20 protein-coding genes are annotated in these 17433 nt (G+C 59.8%); 11 read left to right on the top strand and 9 right to left on the bottom strand.

From position 1 onward, the window contains the following. Positions 1-333 precede the first annotated feature (333 nt). Positions 334-795 carry a flavodoxin domain-containing protein gene (locus CQ007_RS13360; protein WP_105646454.1) on the bottom strand — a complete coding sequence of 154 codons (462 nt, stop codon included), beginning with the start codon at positions 793-795 and terminating at the stop codon, positions 334-336. 121 nt (positions 796-916) lie between these two features. Between CQ007_RS13360 and folM the strand changes: the two genes are divergently transcribed. Genes folM through CQ007_RS13390 form a run of 6 tightly spaced genes read left to right on the top strand, consistent with a single transcriptional unit; the run spans position 917 to position 4077 of the window. Then, entirely contained in the window at positions 917-1618 is a 702-nt protein-coding gene (folM, locus tag CQ007_RS13365; protein ID WP_105646337.1) for a dihydromonapterin reductase, read from the top strand. Positions 1619-1636: 18 nt separating this feature from the next. Next, complete coding sequence (gene folE, locus CQ007_RS13370; RefSeq protein ID WP_105646338.1) at positions 1637-2200, top strand: GTP cyclohydrolase I FolE; 564 nt, start codon at positions 1637-1639, stop codon at positions 2198-2200. 1 nt (position 2201) lies between these two features. Then, the gene (gene folX / locus CQ007_RS13375) at positions 2202-2573 is read left to right on the top strand and encodes a dihydroneopterin triphosphate 2'-epimerase (RefSeq protein WP_105646339.1); all 372 of its coding nucleotides are present in this window, start codon (positions 2202-2204) and stop codon (positions 2571-2573) included. Then, positions 2573-2908 (top strand): HopJ type III effector protein, encoded by a 336-nt coding sequence (locus tag CQ007_RS13380; protein WP_105646340.1) that lies wholly within the window; start codon positions 2573-2575, stop codon positions 2906-2908. The genes folX and CQ007_RS13380 overlap by 1 nt, the downstream gene beginning before the upstream one ends. A gap of 25 nt (positions 2909-2933) precedes the next feature. Continuing rightward, positions 2934-3422, top strand: coding sequence for an RDD family protein (locus CQ007_RS13385; protein ID WP_105646341.1), 489 nt, complete (start codon positions 2934-2936; stop codon positions 3420-3422). A gap of 43 nt (positions 3423-3465) precedes the next feature. Continuing rightward, positions 3466-4077: a LysE family translocator gene (locus CQ007_RS13390; RefSeq protein WP_105646342.1), complete on the top strand. Its 612-nt coding sequence runs from the start codon at positions 3466-3468 to the stop codon at positions 4075-4077. A gap of 24 nt (positions 4078-4101) precedes the next feature. Here CQ007_RS13390 and lptG read toward each other — a convergent pair whose 3' ends face one another. Both lptG and lptF read right to left on the bottom strand, forming a co-directional pair. Then, the gene (gene lptG, locus CQ007_RS13395) at positions 4102-5163 is read right to left on the bottom strand and encodes an LPS export ABC transporter permease LptG (protein ID WP_105646343.1); all 1062 of its coding nucleotides are present in this window, start codon (positions 5161-5163) and stop codon (positions 4102-4104) included. Then, positions 5150-6253, bottom strand: a complete 1104-nt coding sequence (gene lptF, locus CQ007_RS13400) for an LPS export ABC transporter permease LptF (RefSeq protein ID WP_105646344.1) — start codon at positions 6251-6253, stop codon at positions 5150-5152. The genes lptG and lptF overlap by 14 nt, the downstream gene beginning before the upstream one ends. 161 nt (positions 6254-6414) lie before the next feature. On the opposite strand from lptF, the gene CQ007_RS13405 reads away from it, so the two are divergent. From CQ007_RS13405 to CQ007_RS13415, 3 genes are all read left to right on the top strand, one after another. Next, positions 6415-7908: a leucyl aminopeptidase gene (locus tag CQ007_RS13405; RefSeq protein ID WP_105646345.1), complete on the top strand. Its 1494-nt coding sequence runs from the start codon at positions 6415-6417 to the stop codon at positions 7906-7908. A 230-nt stretch (positions 7909-8138) separates the two neighbouring features. After that, positions 8139-8570, top strand: a complete 432-nt coding sequence (locus CQ007_RS13410; RefSeq protein ID WP_105646346.1) for a DNA polymerase III subunit chi — start codon at positions 8139-8141, stop codon at positions 8568-8570. Positions 8571-8573: 3 nt separating this feature from the next. Then, entirely contained in the window at positions 8574-9038 is a 465-nt protein-coding gene (locus CQ007_RS13415; protein WP_105646347.1) for a hypothetical protein, read from the top strand. Between the two features lie 45 nt (positions 9039-9083). Here CQ007_RS13415 and CQ007_RS13420 read toward each other — a convergent pair whose 3' ends face one another. Next, positions 9084-11456: a catalase gene (locus tag CQ007_RS13420; RefSeq protein ID WP_105646348.1), complete on the bottom strand. Its 2373-nt coding sequence runs from the start codon at positions 11454-11456 to the stop codon at positions 9084-9086. 473 nt (positions 11457-11929) lie between these two features. Continuing rightward, complete coding sequence (locus CQ007_RS13425) at positions 11930-13258, bottom strand: MFS transporter (protein ID WP_105646349.1); 1329 nt, start codon at positions 13256-13258, stop codon at positions 11930-11932. A 354-nt stretch (positions 13259-13612) separates the two neighbouring features. Between CQ007_RS13425 and CQ007_RS13435 the strand changes: the two genes are divergently transcribed. Next, positions 13613-14410 (top strand): phosphatase PAP2 family protein, encoded by a 798-nt coding sequence (locus tag CQ007_RS13435; RefSeq protein WP_105646351.1) that lies wholly within the window; start codon positions 13613-13615, stop codon positions 14408-14410. A gap of 31 nt (positions 14411-14441) precedes the next feature. Here CQ007_RS13435 and CQ007_RS13440 read toward each other — a convergent pair whose 3' ends face one another. Beyond that, complete coding sequence (locus tag CQ007_RS13440; RefSeq protein WP_105646455.1) at positions 14442-14696, bottom strand: hypothetical protein; 255 nt, start codon at positions 14694-14696, stop codon at positions 14442-14444. A 186-nt stretch (positions 14697-14882) separates the two neighbouring features. On the opposite strand from CQ007_RS13440, the gene CQ007_RS13445 reads away from it, so the two are divergent. Next, complete coding sequence (locus tag CQ007_RS13445; RefSeq protein WP_105646352.1) at positions 14883-15482, top strand: pentapeptide repeat-containing protein; 600 nt, start codon at positions 14883-14885, stop codon at positions 15480-15482. Between the two features lie 211 nt (positions 15483-15693). On the opposite strand, the gene map is transcribed toward CQ007_RS13445, so the two are convergent. The 3 genes from map to CQ007_RS13460 all read right to left on the bottom strand — a co-directional run bounded on the left by map (position 15694) and on the right by CQ007_RS13460 (position 17386). After that, positions 15694-16494, bottom strand: a complete 801-nt coding sequence (map, locus tag CQ007_RS13450) for a type I methionyl aminopeptidase (RefSeq protein WP_105646353.1) — start codon at positions 16492-16494, stop codon at positions 15694-15696. Then, positions 16487-16693, bottom strand: coding sequence for a ParD-like family protein (locus CQ007_RS13455; protein ID WP_105646354.1), 207 nt, complete (start codon positions 16691-16693; stop codon positions 16487-16489). The genes map and CQ007_RS13455 overlap by 8 nt, the downstream gene beginning before the upstream one ends. A gap of 234 nt (positions 16694-16927) precedes the next feature. Continuing rightward, a complete protein-coding gene (locus tag CQ007_RS13460; protein ID WP_105646355.1) occupies positions 16928-17386 on the bottom strand; it encodes a DUF4112 domain-containing protein in 459 nt (152 codons plus the stop codon). Positions 17387-17433 lie beyond the last annotated feature (47 nt).

Below are 17433 nucleotides of genomic sequence, written 5' to 3' on the forward strand. Positions count from 1 at the left end.
GTGTAGCGCACCGACGCTACGCCTGCGGGCTGGCCGGCAGCCTTCAAACCCGTCGTCGAGCAGGCGCTCGACAACCCAGGAGCAGCGCGGTACCGGAGTGTAGCGCATCGGCGCTACGCCTGCGGACTGGCCCGCAGCCTCAAGACCCGTCGTCGAGCAGGCGCTCGACAACCCAGGAGCAGCGCGGTACCGGGGTGTAGCGCCCCCGCGCTACGCCTGCGGACTGGCCGGCAGCCTCAAGACCCGTCGTCGAGCAGGCACTCGACAACCCGGGAGCGGCACGGTACCGGGGTGTAGCGCCCCGGCGCTACGCCTGCGGGCTGGTCGGCAATCTCAGGCCTGGCCGTTACGCAGGCGCGCAATGAAATCATCCAGCCACGGCTTGGCATCTTCCTCGGGGGTGACCGTTTCACTGGCGTCGAGCCGCAGCATCGGCAGCGCTTCGCTGGCCTGGACTTCCAGCAGCAGCTCGCGGATTTGTTCACCACCCAGGCAGAAGGTATCGCCGTAACCGGCGTCGCCCAGCGCAATGACGCCGAAGGGTTTGCCTGTCAGCAAAGGAAAGCGCGACTGCATGTCGTAGTAGAAATCCTGGATGGTGGCCGGCAGTTCCCCCATGCCGGTGGTCGAGCAACAGACCAGGATCGCGTCAGCATTGGCCTCGAGCAATGCATCCACCGTCGCCGGCTTGATGCGGGTAACCTGCAGCCCGGCTGCCCGGCAGCGCTCTGCCGCTTCGTCAGCCACCTCATCGGCAGTGCCGAAAACCGAACCACTGAGTATCGCCAGATGCATCATTACCCCCTTTGCTGATTGACCGGGCGCATATTATGCCCCAATCGCCACCCCGCTGCCGGACCGAACCGGACAGACATGCTAATATGCCGCCCTCGACAGACCACAGGATGCCGGCCCGATGCATGACCAGCAGACCATTCTGATCACCGGAGCAGCCCAGCGCGTGGGCCTGCACTGCGCCCGGCGGCTCGCCGCCTATGGCTATCGGGTGCTGATCACCTGCCGTCGCCCGCGTCCGGAATGGCAGGACCACCCGCTGGACGGGGTCGAGGTGCTGCTGGCGGACTTTTCCAGCGTCGAAGGCATACAGCAACTGGTCGATACCCTGCAAAGCCGGCAGATCCGCCTGCGCGCGCTGATCCACAATGCCTCGGTGTGGCTGGATGACCAGGACAGCGCCGCTGCCCTGCAGCAGATGTTCATGGTGCACATGCAGGCGCCCTACCTGCTGAACCTGGCCTGCGCCGAGCTGTTCGACCCCGATGTCACCGGCGATATCATCCATATCAGTGATCATGTGGCCCAGCGCGGCAGCGCCCGGCACATTGCCTACAGCGCCACCAAGGCCGGTCTGGAAAGCCTCAGCCGCTCTTTTGCCGCCAGTCTTGCCCCGCGCATCAAGGTCAACGCCATCGCCCCGGCACTGATCATGTTCAACGAGGGCGATTCAGCGGCCTACCGGGAAAAGGCGCTGGCCAAGTCCGCGCTGGGTATCGAGCCCGGTCCGGAAGTGGTCTACCAGTCCATTCGCTACCTGATGGATAATCCCTACGTAACAGGTACCTGCCTCGACCTCAATGGCGGCAGAAACCTCAAATGAACCGACACGAGAATTCTGATGAGTCTTGAAAAGCTGACCAGCAACTACCACGACGTCCTCACCAACCTGGGCGAGAATCCCGAGCGCGAAGGTCTCAAGGGTACCCCTCTGCGCGCTGCCAAGGCCATGCAGTTTCTCTGCCGCGGCTATGAGCAGTCTCTGGAGGAGATCGTCAACGGCGCGCTGTTCGAGTCCTCCAGCGACGAGATGGTCATCGTCAAGAACATCGAGCTGTATTCGCTGTGCGAACACCACATGCTGCCCTTCATCGGCAAGGCACATGTGGCCTACATGCCCAATGGCAAGGTGATCGGCCTGTCCAAGGTGGCGCGCATCGTCGACATGTTCGCCCGTCGCCTGCAGATCCAGGAAAGCCTGACGCGGCAGGTCGCCGAAGCCGTGCAGTCGGTAACCGGTGCCAAGGGCGTAGCGGTGGTCATCGAAGCACGACACATGTGCATGATGATGCGCGGGGTGGAAAAGCAGAACTCCTCCATGCTGACCTCGGTGATGCTCGGCAGCTTCCGCGAGTCGTTCAATACCCGCCAGGAATTCCTGCAACTGATCGGACGGGATAGCTGACATGCAACGTCTTGAGCCTGGCATGGCGCGCATCCGGATCAAGAACCTGCGCCTGCGTACCTTCATCGGCATCAAGGAAGAAGAGATCAACAACCGCCAGGACGTGCTGATCAACGCGCTGATCCTGTACCCAGCCGACAGTGCGGTGGAGGTCAATGAGATCGACCATGCACTGAACTATCGCACCATCACCAAGGCCATCATCAGCCACGTGGAGGAGAACCGTTTCGCCCTGCTCGAACGGCTCACCCAGGAGCTGCTGGATATCGTCATGCAGCATCCCCAGGTGCGTTATGCCGAGATCGAGGTGGACAAGCCGCACGCCCTGCGGTTCGCCGAATCGGTCTCCATCACCCTGAGCGGCGAACGCTGATGACACCCGAGTCTTTCAAGAACCGGCTCGGCAGTGCCGAGCACCGCTTTGCCGATACCCTGGCCTTCATTGACCAGAACTACCAGTACCAGCCCAGCGCCTTCCGCAACGGCCCGCTGCACAACAGTGCGGAACAGAACCAGGGCTCGTGCCGGGTGCTGGCCATGGCGCTGGACCTGGGGTTGAGCGACGAACAGGCACTGCACTGCTTCGGCGAGCACTACCAGTCGGTACTTGCCCAGCCCGAGGGCAGCGAGCATGCCAATATCCGCGCACTGATGCAGCACGGCCTGGCCGCGGTGCACTTCGACAACCAGCCACTCACCCGGTGCTGAACAGCGCCCAGCCAACGGAGCATCCATGGCGGTCAAGCAACTCGAACCACGCGGCGACTTTCCCGCCCCCGGCCTGTTTCGCCGCCTGGCCAGTGCCTTCTATGACCTGATGCTGTGCCTGGCGCTGCTGATGGTGCTGATCCTACTCTACCAGCAAGGCCTGTTGCGCCTGATCTATGGAGCGGAGACGCTGCAGGCCATGTCCGATGCCGGCAACCTGGACCGCGACCCAGTGCTCACCATCCTGATGATCATTTCCATCTATGGTTTCTTCGGGCTGTTCTGGACGCTCACCGGCCAGACCCTCGGCATGCAGGCCTGGCGCACGCGGGTACAGCAGATCGATGGCAGCTCCATCACCTGGCGTCAGGCCATCAATCGGGTCAGCGTGTCCTTCATCGCCTGGGCCTGCGGCGGGCTGGGCATATGGTGGGCACTGTGGGACAAGCAGTCACGCACCTGGCAGGATATCGCCTCCGGGACCCGGACGGTGGTGTTGCCGAAGAGAAAGTGAACCGAACGCTGCCGCTGCGCAGCATCCATAAGCAGATACCGATATGAATCTCGCCCTGACCACCTCCTATGCCCTGGTGGTAACCCTGCTGATCGCCACTCCTGGGCCGGTGGTGGCGCTGGTCATCAACACCGCCTCGGCGGCCGGATCGAAAAAGGCACTTCAGACCGCCATCGGCGCCAATGGCGCTTCCCTGGCGCTGATTGCCGCCGCGGCGGCGATCATTTCCGGCGCGGCGGTACTGCAACCGGAAACCCTGCGCTGGATCAGCATCGCCGGCTGCCTGTATATCGGCTGGCTGGCGATTTCGGCGATACGCGAGCATGTGACGCTGCCGAGCGAGGCGCAGCAGGGGCGCAGACTGCAACAGGGCGGCTGGTTGAAAGGCTTTCTGGTGGGTATCTCCAACCCGAAGGACATCCTGTTCTTCGTTGCGCTGTTTCCGCAGTTCATCCAGGTCACCGAGTCCTTCGCCACCAGCATGGGTCTGCTCGCGGCCATCTGGGTTGCCCTGGATCTGCTGATCCTCGGCGCCTACATCTTCATTCTTGGGAAGGTGCTGTCGGTCCGCTACCGGCGCTGGATCGCGCTGGTCTCGGCGGTGTTGCTGCTGGGTATTGCCGTGGCAGGGCTGGTGTACAACCTCAGCGCCTGAGGACGATAGCGCGGGCTGAGGAACTCAGCCCGCCCTGCGCATCAACCAGGCGCCCATGGCGATCAGGATGACAATCGGCAACAGCACCGCAATCAACGGCGAGAAGCCGAACACCAGGCTGGAGGGTCCGAGCAGGTCCTGCACGATGCGGAAGCTGAAACCGACCAGCACCCCGGTGAATACGCGCTGCCCCAGGGTGACCGAGCGCAGCGGGCCGAAGATGAAGGAGATGGCGACGAACACCAGCGCGGCGGTGGTCAACGGTTGCAGCAGCTTCTTCCAGAACGCCAGCCAGTACTGGCTGTTGTTCAGCCCCTGCTCGGCGAGATAGCCCTGGTAATGCCAGATGCCGGTCAAGGGCAGCACATCCGGGTCCAGTAGCACGACCCTGAGCAGACGGGGTGACAGCCCCACATCCCAGCGCTGCTGTGGATGATGCTCTACCCGGCTGGTGCCCTCGGGTTCAAACAGGGTGGTGGCGATATCTTCCAGCAACCAGTCCTCACCCTGCACGCTGGCGCGCTGGGCGAAGCTGGTTTCCAGCAGCTCGCGCTGTTCGTCGAAGCGGTAGCGGGTGATGCCATGCAGTATGCCATTGGGCTGCACGGCGTTGATGTGGATGAAATCATTACCCTCGCGATGCCACAGCCCCTTGGATTTGACCGCTTCGCCACTGCCGATCGCCAGTGCACGGCGGCTTTGGGCGAGATTTTCACTGTAGGGCGCGGCGTACTCACCGAGCAGTACACCGGCCAGCATCAGTACCAGCAGCGGCTTGAGCACCGCACCCATGATCCGGGCGATGGATACCCCCGAGGCACGCATCACCGTCAGTTCCGAGTTGCTGGCCAGCGAGCCCAGACCGATCAGACAGCCCACCAGGGCCGCCATGGGTAGCATTTCATACAGGCGTCGCGGGAAGGTTAGGAAGATGTAGGTCAGCGCCTCCAGCGCGCCGTAATCGCCCTCCAGATCCTCCAGCTCGCCGATGTAGGCGAACAACAGATCCAGCCCGACGATGATCAGCGCCACGGCCAGCACGCTGCTGATAACGGACTTGCCGATATAGCGATCAAGCAGCCGCATGCGCACCTCCGGTCGGGCCACTGCGGGCGGTCAGGGCGCGCAGATTGAGCAACACGCCTACCCCCAGAAATACCAGATGCACCCACCACAGGCCGATGAAGGCCGGGGTCTTGCCGGCCTCCATCCAGCCCCTGGCGCTGACCAGCAACACCAGGTAGGCCATGTACAGAATCACCGCCGGTATCAATTTCAGGAAGCGCCCCTGGCGTGGATTGACCCGCGCCAGGGGGACGGCGAAGAACGCCACTATCGGCACCAGCAAGGGAATCGCCAGGCGCCACTGCAATTCGGCGCGGTTCTTCAGATCGGTGTCACCGAGCAACCGTGCGGTGGACATGGCCTCACGGTCATTGACCTCGGTCACCACCTCCGGCTTGGGCAGCAGGACGCCGTAGGTATCGTATTGAATGGTACGGAAATCCGCCGCACCAGGACGGCCGTCATAGCGGTAGCCGTTCTGCAGCACCAGATAGCGACTGCCGTCGGCGTTCATCTGCTGCCGCCCGCGCTCAGCCACCAGCACACCGACACTGGCATCCTCGCCCGAGCCGGTGCGCTCGGCGATGAAGATGGTCTCCAGCTCGGTGCGGTCATCCGACAGACCGCCGGCATAGGTCACCCGCTGGCCACTGCCCAGGGTCTGGAAGCGACCGGCGGCCAGGGTATCGAATTCGGTCATGGCATCCTGTTCGTTGAACAGCTGCTGGGTCTTCAGCACCCCCGCCGGCGCCACCCACAGGCTCAGCCAGGCCACCAGCAACGCCACCAGCAATGCCGGCCCCTGGGTATAGCCGAGAACCTTGCGATCACTGATCCCGGTCGCCGACAGCACCGCCATTTCACTGTCCAGATACATCCGCCCGTAGGCCAGCAGGATGCCGAGAAACATACCCAGCGGCAGAATCAGCACCACGAAACCCGGCAGCCGATAGGCCATGATGGTGAACAGCACACCCGGGTCCAATTGCCCCGCTGCCGCTTGCGCCAGGTACTTGATGAAACGACCGCTCATGATGATCAGTAGCAGCACGCCACTGACCGCCGCCAGGGTGGTCAGCACCTCACGGCTCAGGTATCGGAATACGATCACAACTTGTTTCCTTGAATCCGGGGCTTTATGGCCTCACGGGAATAGGCCAGAATGCAGTGACAGCAAGCCTGTCCGCAGGTGGCTGGCCAGCATCGGCATAAAAGCCGGTCGCAATGGGCAGCATTATCGGTCAAACCACATGATTTGTCTTGGGGAGCACCATGGAGTTCAACGTCAAACACGGCGCACTGGAAACCATTAAAACCGGTTGTCTGGTGGTCGGCATCAACGAAGCACGCACCCTCACCGGCACCGCCGCCAGTCTCGACGGCATCTGCGGCGGCCAGATCAGCGCCGCGGTCAAGCGCGGCGACATCACCGGCAAGTCGGGTCAGAGCCTGATGTTGTTTGCCCTGCCGGGCATCAGCGCCCAGCGCGTGCTGCTGGTCGGCACCGGCAAAAACGCCGAAATGAGCGATCGTGACTTCCGCAAGCTGGCCCAGAAAGTGGTCGCCACGCTGAAAAATGGCGGCGCCACCGATGCCGTACTGGCGCTGACCGCATTGCCGGTCAAGAACCGCGACCTCTATTCACGCACCCGGCTGCTGGTGGAAACCGTCCGCGAGAGCCTGTACCAGTTCGACCAGTTCAAGAGCAAGAAGGCCGACAAGCCGCGCCTGAAGAAATGCACCCTCTGGTCCGCCGACAAGGCCGATGCCGAGGCGCTCAAGCGCGCCATCCTCCACGGCCAGGCCATCAGCGATGGTACGGACCTGACCCGCGACCTGGGCAACCTGCCCGGCAACGTATGCACCCCGACCTACCTTGCCAAGGAAGCCAAGGCCCTGGCCAAGCAGTTCAAGGGCATCGAAGCGGAAGTACTGGAAGAAAAGGACATGAAGGCGCTGGGCATGGGCTCGCTGCTCGCCGTCAGTGCCGGCAGTGCCGAGCCGGCCAAGCTGATCCGCCTCAGTTACCAGGGCACCGATGCCAAGGCCAAGCCCCATGTACTGGTTGGCAAGGGCATTACCTTCGACACCGGCGGCATCAGCATCAAGCCCGGCGCCAGCATGGATGAAATGAAATACGACATGTGCGGCGCGGCAACCGTGCTCGGCGTATTCAAGGCCATTGTCAGCCTGCAGCTGCCGATCAACCTGACCGTGCTCATCGCCTCTGCCGAAAACATGCCCAGCGGCACCGCCGCCAAGCCCGGCGACATCGTCACCAGCATGTCCGGCCAGACCATCGAGATCCTCAATACCGACGCCGAAGGCCGTCTGGTACTGTGCGACGCACTGACCTACGCCGAACGCTTCAATCCGGCCAGCGTGGTCGACATCGCCACCCTCACTGGCGCCTGCATCGTCGCCCTGGGCAGCCACACCACCGGCGTCATGGGCAACAATGACGAGCTCATCGAAAAACTGCTCGATGCCGGCAAACAGGCCGACGACCGTGGCTGGCAGTTGCCGCTGTTCGACGAGTACCAGGAGCAGTTGGACAGCCCCTTCGCCGACATCGCCAACATCGGTGGCCCCAAGGCCGGCACCATCACCGCCGCCTGCTTCCTGTCCCGGTTCACCAAGGCCTACCCCTGGGCGCACCTGGACATCGCCGGCACCGCGTGGATCAGCGGCGGCAAGGAGAAGGGCGCCACCGGTCGCCCGGTGCCGTTGCTGACCCAGTATCTGTTGAATCAGGTTCAGGGTTAAGGCCACACGACGCTATCCGGAAATATTGACTACGCCGACACCTCCGAGCCGGGTCCGGTAGCGCCGGTCACAGACCGTCGATAGCCAGGGATGGCTATCGCGAGCTACAGGGACGTACTTGCCGCGTGTCTGTGACCGGCGCTACCGGGCCCGGCGACGCGCGAAGGTAATGCCGTCGATATTTCCTTGCACGGAACCCGAACCGTACTTTCCAACAGCCAACGGCAACCATGACCAGAATCGACTTCTACGTCCTCAACAGCAACCAGATCGAAGCCCGGCGGCAGTTCGCCTGTCGCCTGGCCTACAAGGCCTGGGAACAGAACCGGCAGGTGTACCTGCACTGCGCAGACGAGGCTGAAGCCGCCAGCATCGACGAGCTGCTGTGGTCGTTCCGCGCCGACAGCTTCCTGCCCCACGCACTGCATCCCGACCAGCCGAACGAAACCGTGGTCTGTGGCTGGGGAGACGACCCGACACCACACCACGACCTGCTGATCAACCTCAGCAACGACACCCCCGAATTCTTCAGCCGCTTCAACCGCCTGGCGGAAATACTGGTCGAACACGACCCAATCCTGACTCCAGCCCGGGAACGATTTCGTTTTTATCGCAAACGGGGCTATCCTCTGAAAACTCATCAGATACGGATAGCAGGATGAAGTATGAAGCAGCGCGAACCAACGGACCCGTCACGCTTGCTGAAGGACCTGGAGTCCATCCGCACACTGCTGGATGACGACCCGCCAGCAGACCACCAGCTCGACATTCCCCTGTTGCAGGACATCATCAGCTCCGGCAGTGACAAGCCGGCGCCACCTCCTGCCTCTTCCGCCAGCAAGACACCCAACCCCTTCCTGCCCTATGAGTCCCTGGCACGCCTGGCCGGTGAACGGGTCCAGCTTGAACGCATCCTGCAACAGACCACCCAGCAATCCCTGCTCGGCCCGCATACCGGTGCCCGGGAAGTGCGCATGGAAGCCCGACTGCAAGCCGAAGCGCAACTGGTCATGCAGGATGTCATCGATGAGATACTGCCGGTGATCGAAGCCGAGCTGCGCAAACGTTTGAATGGGAAGCTGGAGCAGATCGTGCAGGAACAGCTGAACCAGGGGGTAGTGGATAGCTGACCGTCGCAAGGGCCATGCTGTCAGACATGGCCCCCACACACGCTATCAGACCAGTGGCGGATCCGTTTCCCGCTCGAAGCTCCTGTGCTGCGTCAGTGAGTCGATAAACTGCTGTAGCGCCTTATCGGTATCCTTGGTCGCAATATGGACACCGGGATAAGCGGACGCCGGATCGATTCCCGCCTTTTCCAGCACCCGGCCACCTTCGGCAACAGCCAGGATGGGTTTGCAATGGCGGAACAGGTGGCGGACAAACCCCAGCGCCTGTCCATTTCCACTCATCGCCTCCACTGACGCCTTGCCTCCCGGCACCACCATCGCATCGAACAGTACCGACGGAGAGGCTTCGAAAGTGGTGTCCGCTTCCACTGCATTACCACTGCCCTGAATCTCACCCAGCTTGGAGCTGACGATTCTTACCACCGCTCCCTGATCGATAAGCGACGTACAGAGCGCCTGCACCGCCTTGCCATCCACCCCTTGTTCACAGATGACAGCGATTTTCCGGGTTCTGATCCCGGCCTCGCCCGGATGGGCGGTCAAGGACAGAAAATCCGATTTATCCACCTCGGCCTTGAATTTCCGGTCCGTCGCCAGCGGCATGGGCGGCGGCAGTTCAGTGATCCCCAGCTTGTCCGCTATGGGCTTGGCCAGCTCATCCGAGACATTACGCAACATCGACACGACCCGTACCCTCACAGCAGGCACGGTCAGCTTGCTCAACTCAAATGCGAAACCATCGATGATGTGCTTCTGCTCATGGCTCGTCTGGCTATTGAAGAACAACCTGGCCTGGTTATAGTGCTCGGCAAACTTCTCCGCCTTGGCAGTGATCTCGACCCCGGAAACCGGCTCGGGAAACGCAACGAAGCCATCTGCGCCAGCCTGGAACGGGCAGCCCCCACCGAGGGAGTTGGGTTCATAGGCCACCCGCCCCCGATGAATGGCCTGCCTGTGCATACCGTCTCGCTGGTTGTTGTTGACCGTCACCAAGGAGGCGTTGATGGGCAGCTCATGAAAATTGGGCCCGCCCAGACGTGACAGCTGGGTGTCCGCATAGGAATGGATGCGTCCTGCCAACAGCGGATCGTTGGTGAAGTCGATGCCCGGAATGACATGGGCGGCACAGAACGCAACCTGCTCGGTTTCCGCAAAGAAGTTATCCGGATTGCGGTTCAGCACCAGCCGTCCCACCGGCGTGACCGGCACCAGCTCTTCCGGGATCAGCTTGGTAGCATCGAGCAGATCGAAACTGAATTTCTCCGCATCCTCCTCCGGCACCAGCTGAACGCCTACCGTCCACTCGGGATAATCACCGGCCTCGATCGCCTCCCACAGATCCCGACGGTGATAGTCAGGGTCTGCACCGGAAATCTTCACTGCCTCGTCCCACATGAGCGAATGCGTACCCCATTTGGGGGTCAGGTGAAATTTGACGAAGGTGGATTTGCCCTCCCGCGTGACAAAGCGGAACGTGTGAACACCGAACCCCTGCATCATCCTGTAGCTACGGGGAATCGCCCGGTCGGACATCTGCCACATCAGCATGTGGGTGCTCTCGGGCATCAGAGAGACGAAGTCCCAGAAGGTGTCATGGGCAGAAGCGGCCTGGGGCATGGCATGGTGGGGTTCCGGCTTGACGGCATGCACCAGGTCCGGAAACTTGATGGCGTCCTGAATGAAGAACACCGGCATATTGTTTCCCACCAGATCCCAGTTGCCCTGGTCGGTGTAGAACTTGATGGCGAAGCCGCGCACATCCCGGGCAGTGTCCTTTGATCCCCTCTCCCCCGCTACTGTCGAGAACCGCACGAATACCGGGGTTTGCTTGCCTTTTTCCGCGAACGGCGCGGCACAGGTCAGGCTCCCAAGATCATCAAAACTCTCAAAATAGCCATGTGCCCCGGAACCTCGGGCATGAACAATACGCTCCGGTATGCGCTCATGGTCAAAATGGGTGATTTTCTCTCTGAGGATGAAGTCCTTGAGCAAGGCAGGGCCACGGGCGCCGACTTTCAGCGAGGACTGATTATCTGCAATCAGCACGCCCTGGTTGGTCGTCAATGGGCCTGGTTTGGGTGTGGCTCGCGCCTTGTCCAGGGATCCATCCCGATAGTCACTATCGCTCCCCGCCCCCGTCTTGTCGCTGACATTCTTCTCACTCAGCGTACTGGCAGTAGCCAACTCATCAAATACCGGAGAAACTTTACCCGACACGGCAACTTTACCGTTATCGGCATACTCACTCTCTTTGGTTTCGTTATATTCAATACTTCCAGAAACATCACCAACAATCCTGGCTTGTTTCAATTCAGGCTTCTTTGTGTTATCCGGGGCTGCAGCGGGAGCGCCATCAGTTGCAAGATAGGCAGTATCAGGAATGAACTTACCGCCCTTGTCTTTACCATTCTTAGCCATATCCTCACCTCAAAAGTTTGAATGTCGGATCGCCCTCCCAAGCGTAAAGACTAGCCCATCCCCCGCGCACGTCAAACCTTGCAACAAACAGGCTATAACTCCTTATTTAAAATAAAAATGAAACCACCTGACAATTACACAACAAACAGTTCAGACAAAAATATTAGATACGAAAAACCCATAACAAACAAAAGCCAGCAATTAAATATATGAACTTATAAAGACCGTAAAACTGGTTTTTGAATAGAAACGCTAGCCGAACTCAATTTACTTCCAGCCACTACCAAGTATGGAAGGCCGGGTTCCATCCCGGCCAGCGGATCTGCCGCCAATATCCCTGTCGAGATGGAACTCGACATTCCAATGCCCAGCGTAGATACGCGACACCTTCCCCATCCAGCGCGCGTTGCTCTATCCCTGCCGGACCCTGTCAGCGCGACAGGGTCCACGCTGACAAGCTTCCCGGAACGGACTCAGGCCGGCACCATCTGATCAAGCCCGTCCCGCATGCGCAGAGCATCCTCCCGGAAGCAACGCGCAGCCTGTAGCAACGCCAGCAGGGTGAGGAACAACGCCACCGGAATCAGCAGCATGGCATCGTGCAGGCCGACAGCCTTGAATACCTCGGTCATTTCAGTGGCACCGGCGGCATGCATGGCCGCCTGGGCCGAACGGTCGGACAGCCAGCCCACCACCAACGGCCCGAGGCCACCGCCAAGCAGATACAGACCGGCAAAGAACAGCGCCATGGCGGTCGCACGCAGGCGCGGTTCGACTACATCCTGGATCGCCGTATAGACGCAGGTATAGAAGTTGTAGGAGAACAGCCAGCCAATACTGAACACACCAACGAAAACCGCCGTGTCGATGCGCCCGGCGCTCAGCGCCCAGGCGGTGCAAACGCAGGCCACCAACATGCTGAAGGCGGCGAACAGCAGCCGACCGGCAGCCCAGCGCTGATGAATCTTGTCCGCCAACCAGCCGCCCAGGGTCAACCCGAACAAGCCGGTTACACCAACGATCACCCCGGTAGCCATGGCCGCGTTCTGCAGCCCCAACCCGAAGTAGCGCTGCAGCATCGGCACCATGAAGGAGTTGCAGGCATAGGAAGCAAAGTTGAAGGCCAGACCGGCCAGTACCAGCCACCAGAAGGTACGGATCGCCAGCACCTTGCGCAGCGGCTTGTCCACCGGTGCGGCGCTGACCTGCACGCTCTCCGCCGCGCCACGGGTCGGCTCGCGGATAAAGAACAGGAATACCGCCAGGATAAGGCCCGGCACGGCGGCAATGAAGAACGGCGCGCGCCAGCTGTCGAAGGCCTGGACCATGGCACCGATGGTAAAGAACGCCAGCAGCAGCCCCAACGGCAGGCCGAGCATGAAGATGCCCATGGCCCGTGCCCGCTTGTGCGCCGGGAACAGGTCACCGATCAGCGAGTTGGCCGCCGGGGCGTAGCTGGCCTCACCGATACCGATGCCCATGCGGATCAGCAGGAAGCTCCAGAAATTCCAGGCCATGCCGTTCAGTGCGGTCAAGCCGCTCCAGGCGGCCAGCCCCCAGCCCATAATCTTGCGCCGCGCACCGGTGTCAGCCATGCGCCCCAGCGGTAAACCCGCCATGGCATAGACGATGGTGAAAGCCGTGCCGACCAGGCCCAGTTGCAGATCGCTCAGGCCCCATTCCAGGCGGATCGGCTCGATGATGATGGCCGGAATGGTACGGTCGAAGAAGTTGAACAGGTTGGCGAGAAAAAGCAGAAACAGGATGCGCCAGGCGTTGGACGCTTGCTGATTGGGCTGCATGGAGAGTTCTCTTGTTGTTGTCCTTGGGCGGCCTCTCGCGGCGACACTTGCCTTGGCAGCATCGTCCGAAGGTCTGCTACGGACAATCTAGAACCTTTACCAGGGCCTGTCTCCGACTATTCGCTGGATTTATGTCTGCCGATGACTGCCCGCCAAATCATTTTTTTCGCTGAAGCTGAATGCAGCCTGAACAAAATGGATAAACCCCGGAGCGAGAAAGCCATTTTCCTTATAGTGGGCAAGTAGCTCAGCTACGCTCACCAACTTTCTCTTATATATCAATGTCTTTTGCATGGAAACCGGATCTGGCATGCCCTCCGCTCAAGTCCACGCAAATGACAAGGATAGGACTGCATGAACCACACATTGCTCAATGAGCGATGGCGCATCCGCCCGTTTGTCGCCTGCCATATGATCGCTCTACTACTGTTGGCCACCTGGCTGTGGGCCCCTGGCCGAGCGTTGTGGGACGAGTTCGATCTGCAACTGTTCGCCCTGCTCAACGAGCCGGTACATGGCGCGGGCCTGTGGGCGAAGATCTGGGCAATTGGCAGCATGCGCCTGGCAGACCTGGGCGTTGGCCTACTGATGCTGGCGGTGATGCTCAAGGCAAATCTGGTATTCAGCGGTGCGCAGATACGCAGGGGGCTGTATGCCTTTCTGGCGGCACTGCTGGTCATGTTGCTGTTTCGCGTCGGCTTCGCTGAACTGGTGAAACTGATGGGTTGGCAACGCCCGAGTGCGTCGCTGGTGGTGGAAGGCGCTGCACGGCTGACAGAGCTGTTCCCAGGGTGGGAGGAACGCTGGGACATGAAGGACAGCGCATCGCGCAGCTTCCCTGGCGATCACGCCTCGGTGCTGCTGCTCTGGGCCATGTTCATGAGCTTCTTTGCCCGTAACTGGCGCTTGCTGCTGGTCTGGACGATGGCCGTGATCTTCATGCTGCCGCGCCTGGTGGCGGGCGCGCACTGGGGATCGGATGCTCTGGTTGGCGGAGCATTTCTCGCCCTTCTGGGGCTGGCCTGGGCCTGTTTCACCCCGTTCGCCTGCAAGGCCAGCGGATGGATGGAAACAGTTACCCTACCGCTGACCCGCCTGCTCGCGAGGCTACCACTGCTGGGCCGTCTGAGCGTAATCAGCGGGCGCGGATGATAATGTTCCAACAAACTGAAAGCGAATAGAGTCAGTGGCTGTGCGGCTCCTCACCCAGTAACTCAAGCGCCTCGCCCAACACCGTAACCGACTCCTCGTGCTGCCCGGCGTCATGCAACTCCTCTCCTTGCGCACGCAACGCCACCACCCGATCCAGCACCGCTTCATCGGTTGGCGGATTGCTTTCCAGGATGGCATCGATCCTAGCCATATCCTGAGGACAATGCATGGCAAAAGCAGCAGAACTGAGCACCATTGCAGCAAACAGCAGGAATAAACGGGACATGACCACAACCCTCGTCTGATGGGTTCCCAGCACCCTCCAAGCGTAGTTCACAAACGGGGGGTTGTAACCGATACGGACGTTGTCACGACCTGGCCGATCACCCAAGATGACGGGCACCGCAGCGACGCGCCGACGCGCGGAGTTGTCATCAAGCGCAGCGGCTGCGCCACATGAAGTGAGGTTGTCGTGAACGATATCGCAAGTAATCAACAGTATTTTGACCAGGTGTTCGATCGGCAGCATCTGTCGTCAGCTGATATCAGGGAGTCCGTCTTCGAGGAGTGCGAGTTCAGCGATTGCGACTTTTCTGCCAGTACGCTGGCTCGCTGCAAGTTCGTCGACTGCACCTTCAAACGTTGCAACCTGAGCCTCATGACCCTTTCTCAATCACGCTTCTCCACGGTGGAATTCATTGAATGCAAGCTGGTGGGAGTGGACTGGACCAAGGCCCAGTGGCCATCCTTCGACCTGGCTCCAGGGTTGGCCTTCAGAAGCTGCATACTGAATGACTCCAGCTTCTTTGGACTGACTCTTCACTCGCTGCAACTGCAGGATTGCAGGCTGCATGACGTGGACTTCCGGGAGGGCAACTTTTCCGGATCTGCAATGCGTGATTGCGAGTTCAGCAACAGCGTATTCATGCGCACTGACCTGAGCAAGGTCGATTTCAGTGGGTCAACGGATTTCACCATTGACGTATTGACGAACAAGATCACCAAGGCAACCTTCTCCCGCATGGAAGCCTTGAGCCTGCTGGATAGTCTCGGTATCGAGCTGGTTGATTAGGTGTCGAACTGAGCAAAAACCGATGACAGTATCCAAAGCCTACTCGCTGCTCGAAGCCCAGTGCCTGCTGGCCTGGGTTGGCATCTCACCCCACTGGCAATGAGCCGGGGCAGGCCCACTACCGTCACTGCAAGCTGGACAATGGTGCGGCTCGCAGCGCTAACCGGCTACATCCATTCCCCAGCGAGGCCAGGCACAGCTTTATACTCACTCACTGCCTTCCAGGTGCCTCACTGAACGCAGTCACCTCGTCACCCCGGAGCGTTAGAACCTCATAACCATTCCGCGTCACCGCAACCGTGTGTTCCCACTGGGCAGACAGCGTCTTATCGCTGGTCACGACAGTCCAACCATCCTTTTTCAATTTAACTTTGGCCTTTCCCTGGTTAATCATCGGCTCGATTGTAAATGTCATGCCTTCCTGCAGCACCAGTCCTTTCCCCTGCTGACCAAAATTCAGCACCTGCGGCTCCTCATGCATTTCCCTACCAATGCCATGACCACAGTATTCACGCACAACGGAATACCCATGCCGTGCTGCATGTTGCTGAATTGCGTGTCCAACATCGCCTAATGTGGCCCCGGGCTTCACTACACGTATTCCTTCCCACATTGCCTCATAGGTTTGATCGACCAGTCGCTTTGCAAACGGTGAAACATCACCAATCATGTACATCTTGCTGGAGTCGGCAATAAAACCACCATGTTCAAGCGTGATATCGACATTGACGATATCACCCGACTTCAGCTTCTGAACATCTGAAGGAATACCATGGCACACCACATGGTTCACTGACGTGTTCAGCACATACTGATAGCCGTACTGCCCCTTGCTGGCAGGGCGTGCCTTCAGATGATCCACAATATAGCGCTCGGCCAGGTTATTGATATCCATCGTGGAGATACCCAGCGTTACCTGCTCATCGAGGTAACTGAAAACTGACGCAAGAAGCCGACCGGCCTCGCGCATTATCTGCAATTCCTGTTCATTTTTTAGTATGACCTCAGCCACCCATGACCCTCCTTATATCAACATCTGCATGTTTCATCTGCTCGCTCACAATTTGAGAGAACGACATGCTCGGATTGGTCTCCGCAAGCATACCTATTTTTATCCAGTACTCAGCCTGAGCATTGATGGAGCGCACCATGACCGAACTAGCCTTGCGGACTTCCTCGTGGAGGTCATCATTGATTTTCACGATACCCATAACAGATCCATATATGAAACGTATACGAATCATATAGAGAACCCGAACAGAGCGCAAAGATGACCGCAGCGGTCCGGGAAAGCCAGAACCGCTTGCGACCTATGAATTGGTACGAGCGCTGACCTGACCGCCCCCGTGAAAGCAAGTAACGCGACAATGAACCCACCCCGATAACGGGTGGTCAGGCTCAGATGAAGAAAGACGTACTTTTCATTGGAGCCCCATTCCCCGATTTCACAAAAGAAACACAAAACCCCCAATGATCGCCGCAAACAGAACAGACAGGCCGATCATCACCTTCCAGGGAAAAGGCCGCGGGGGCGGCTGTACGGCTAACTGCTCGTTCAGATAGTTTCTCAGCAAGCGGGTATTACGCGTGTTGGCCTTGTAGACAGCATCGAAGGCATCCCCCACAACCGGTATCAGCCCACCGACAAAGTCGATCCCGATATTACGCAGCATGCGCCGCTTCACCTCCTTGCTCGCACCAGCGCGCTGTGCCTCCCACAGCACATAGCCAGACATCGCCAACCCGATCAAATCACCAATACCCGGCACCAGGCCAATCAGGGGATCGACCCCGATCTTGAATCGGGTGAAAGGCAGACCGATGCTACTGTCGGTGAAACGGCTGAACTTATCGAGCCGCGCAAGTATGGCGCGTTGTTCGGCTTCGGATGGCTTTCTGGTCATTACGGCTCCGGTAGCAAAGGGCGTCAGATCAATATAGGCTCAAAATG

Origin of the sequence: Pseudomonas sp. MYb185, from assembly GCF_002979975.1 — a bacterium.
Taxonomy (GTDB): Bacteria; Pseudomonadota; Gammaproteobacteria; order Pseudomonadales; family Pseudomonadaceae; genus Halopseudomonas.

Excerpts from the sequence above, each read along its gene's own strand:
- CQ007_RS13360 (WP_105646454.1), bottom strand. The coding sequence starts at position 795 with ATGCATCTGGCGATACTCAGTGGTTCGGTTTTCGGCACTGCCGATGAG.
- folM (WP_105646337.1), top strand. The coding sequence starts at position 917 with ATGCATGACCAGCAGACCATTCTGATCACCGGAGCAGCCCAGCGCGTG.
- folE (WP_105646338.1), top strand. The coding sequence starts at position 1,637 with ATGAGTCTTGAAAAGCTGACCAGCAACTACCACGACGTCCTCACCAAC.
- folX (WP_105646339.1), top strand. The coding sequence starts at position 2,202 with ATGCAACGTCTTGAGCCTGGCATGGCGCGCATCCGGATCAAGAACCTG.
- CQ007_RS13380 (WP_105646340.1), top strand. The coding sequence starts at position 2,573 with ATGACACCCGAGTCTTTCAAGAACCGGCTCGGCAGTGCCGAGCACCGC.
- CQ007_RS13385 (WP_105646341.1), top strand. The coding sequence starts at position 2,934 with ATGGCGGTCAAGCAACTCGAACCACGCGGCGACTTTCCCGCCCCCGGC.
- CQ007_RS13390 (WP_105646342.1), top strand. The coding sequence starts at position 3,466 with ATGAATCTCGCCCTGACCACCTCCTATGCCCTGGTGGTAACCCTGCTG.
- lptG (WP_105646343.1), bottom strand. The coding sequence starts at position 5,163 with ATGCGGCTGCTTGATCGCTATATCGGCAAGTCCGTTATCAGCAGCGTG.
- CQ007_RS13405 (WP_105646345.1), top strand. The coding sequence starts at position 6,415 with ATGGAGTTCAACGTCAAACACGGCGCACTGGAAACCATTAAAACCGGT.
- CQ007_RS13410 (WP_105646346.1), top strand. The coding sequence starts at position 8,139 with ATGACCAGAATCGACTTCTACGTCCTCAACAGCAACCAGATCGAAGCC.
- CQ007_RS13415 (WP_105646347.1), top strand. The coding sequence starts at position 8,574 with ATGAAGCAGCGCGAACCAACGGACCCGTCACGCTTGCTGAAGGACCTG.
- CQ007_RS13420 (WP_105646348.1), bottom strand. The coding sequence starts at position 11,456 with ATGGCTAAGAATGGTAAAGACAAGGGCGGTAAGTTCATTCCTGATACT.
- CQ007_RS13425 (WP_105646349.1), bottom strand. The coding sequence starts at position 13,258 with ATGCAGCCCAATCAGCAAGCGTCCAACGCCTGGCGCATCCTGTTTCTG.
- CQ007_RS13435 (WP_105646351.1), top strand. The coding sequence starts at position 13,613 with ATGAACCACACATTGCTCAATGAGCGATGGCGCATCCGCCCGTTTGTC.
- CQ007_RS13440 (WP_105646455.1), bottom strand. The coding sequence starts at position 14,696 with ATGTCCCGTTTATTCCTGCTGTTTGCTGCAATGGTGCTCAGTTCTGCT.
- CQ007_RS13455 (WP_105646354.1), bottom strand. The coding sequence starts at position 16,693 with ATGGGTATCGTGAAAATCAATGATGACCTCCACGAGGAAGTCCGCAAG.
- CQ007_RS13460 (WP_105646355.1), bottom strand. The coding sequence starts at position 17,386 with ATGACCAGAAAGCCATCCGAAGCCGAACAACGCGCCATACTTGCGCGG.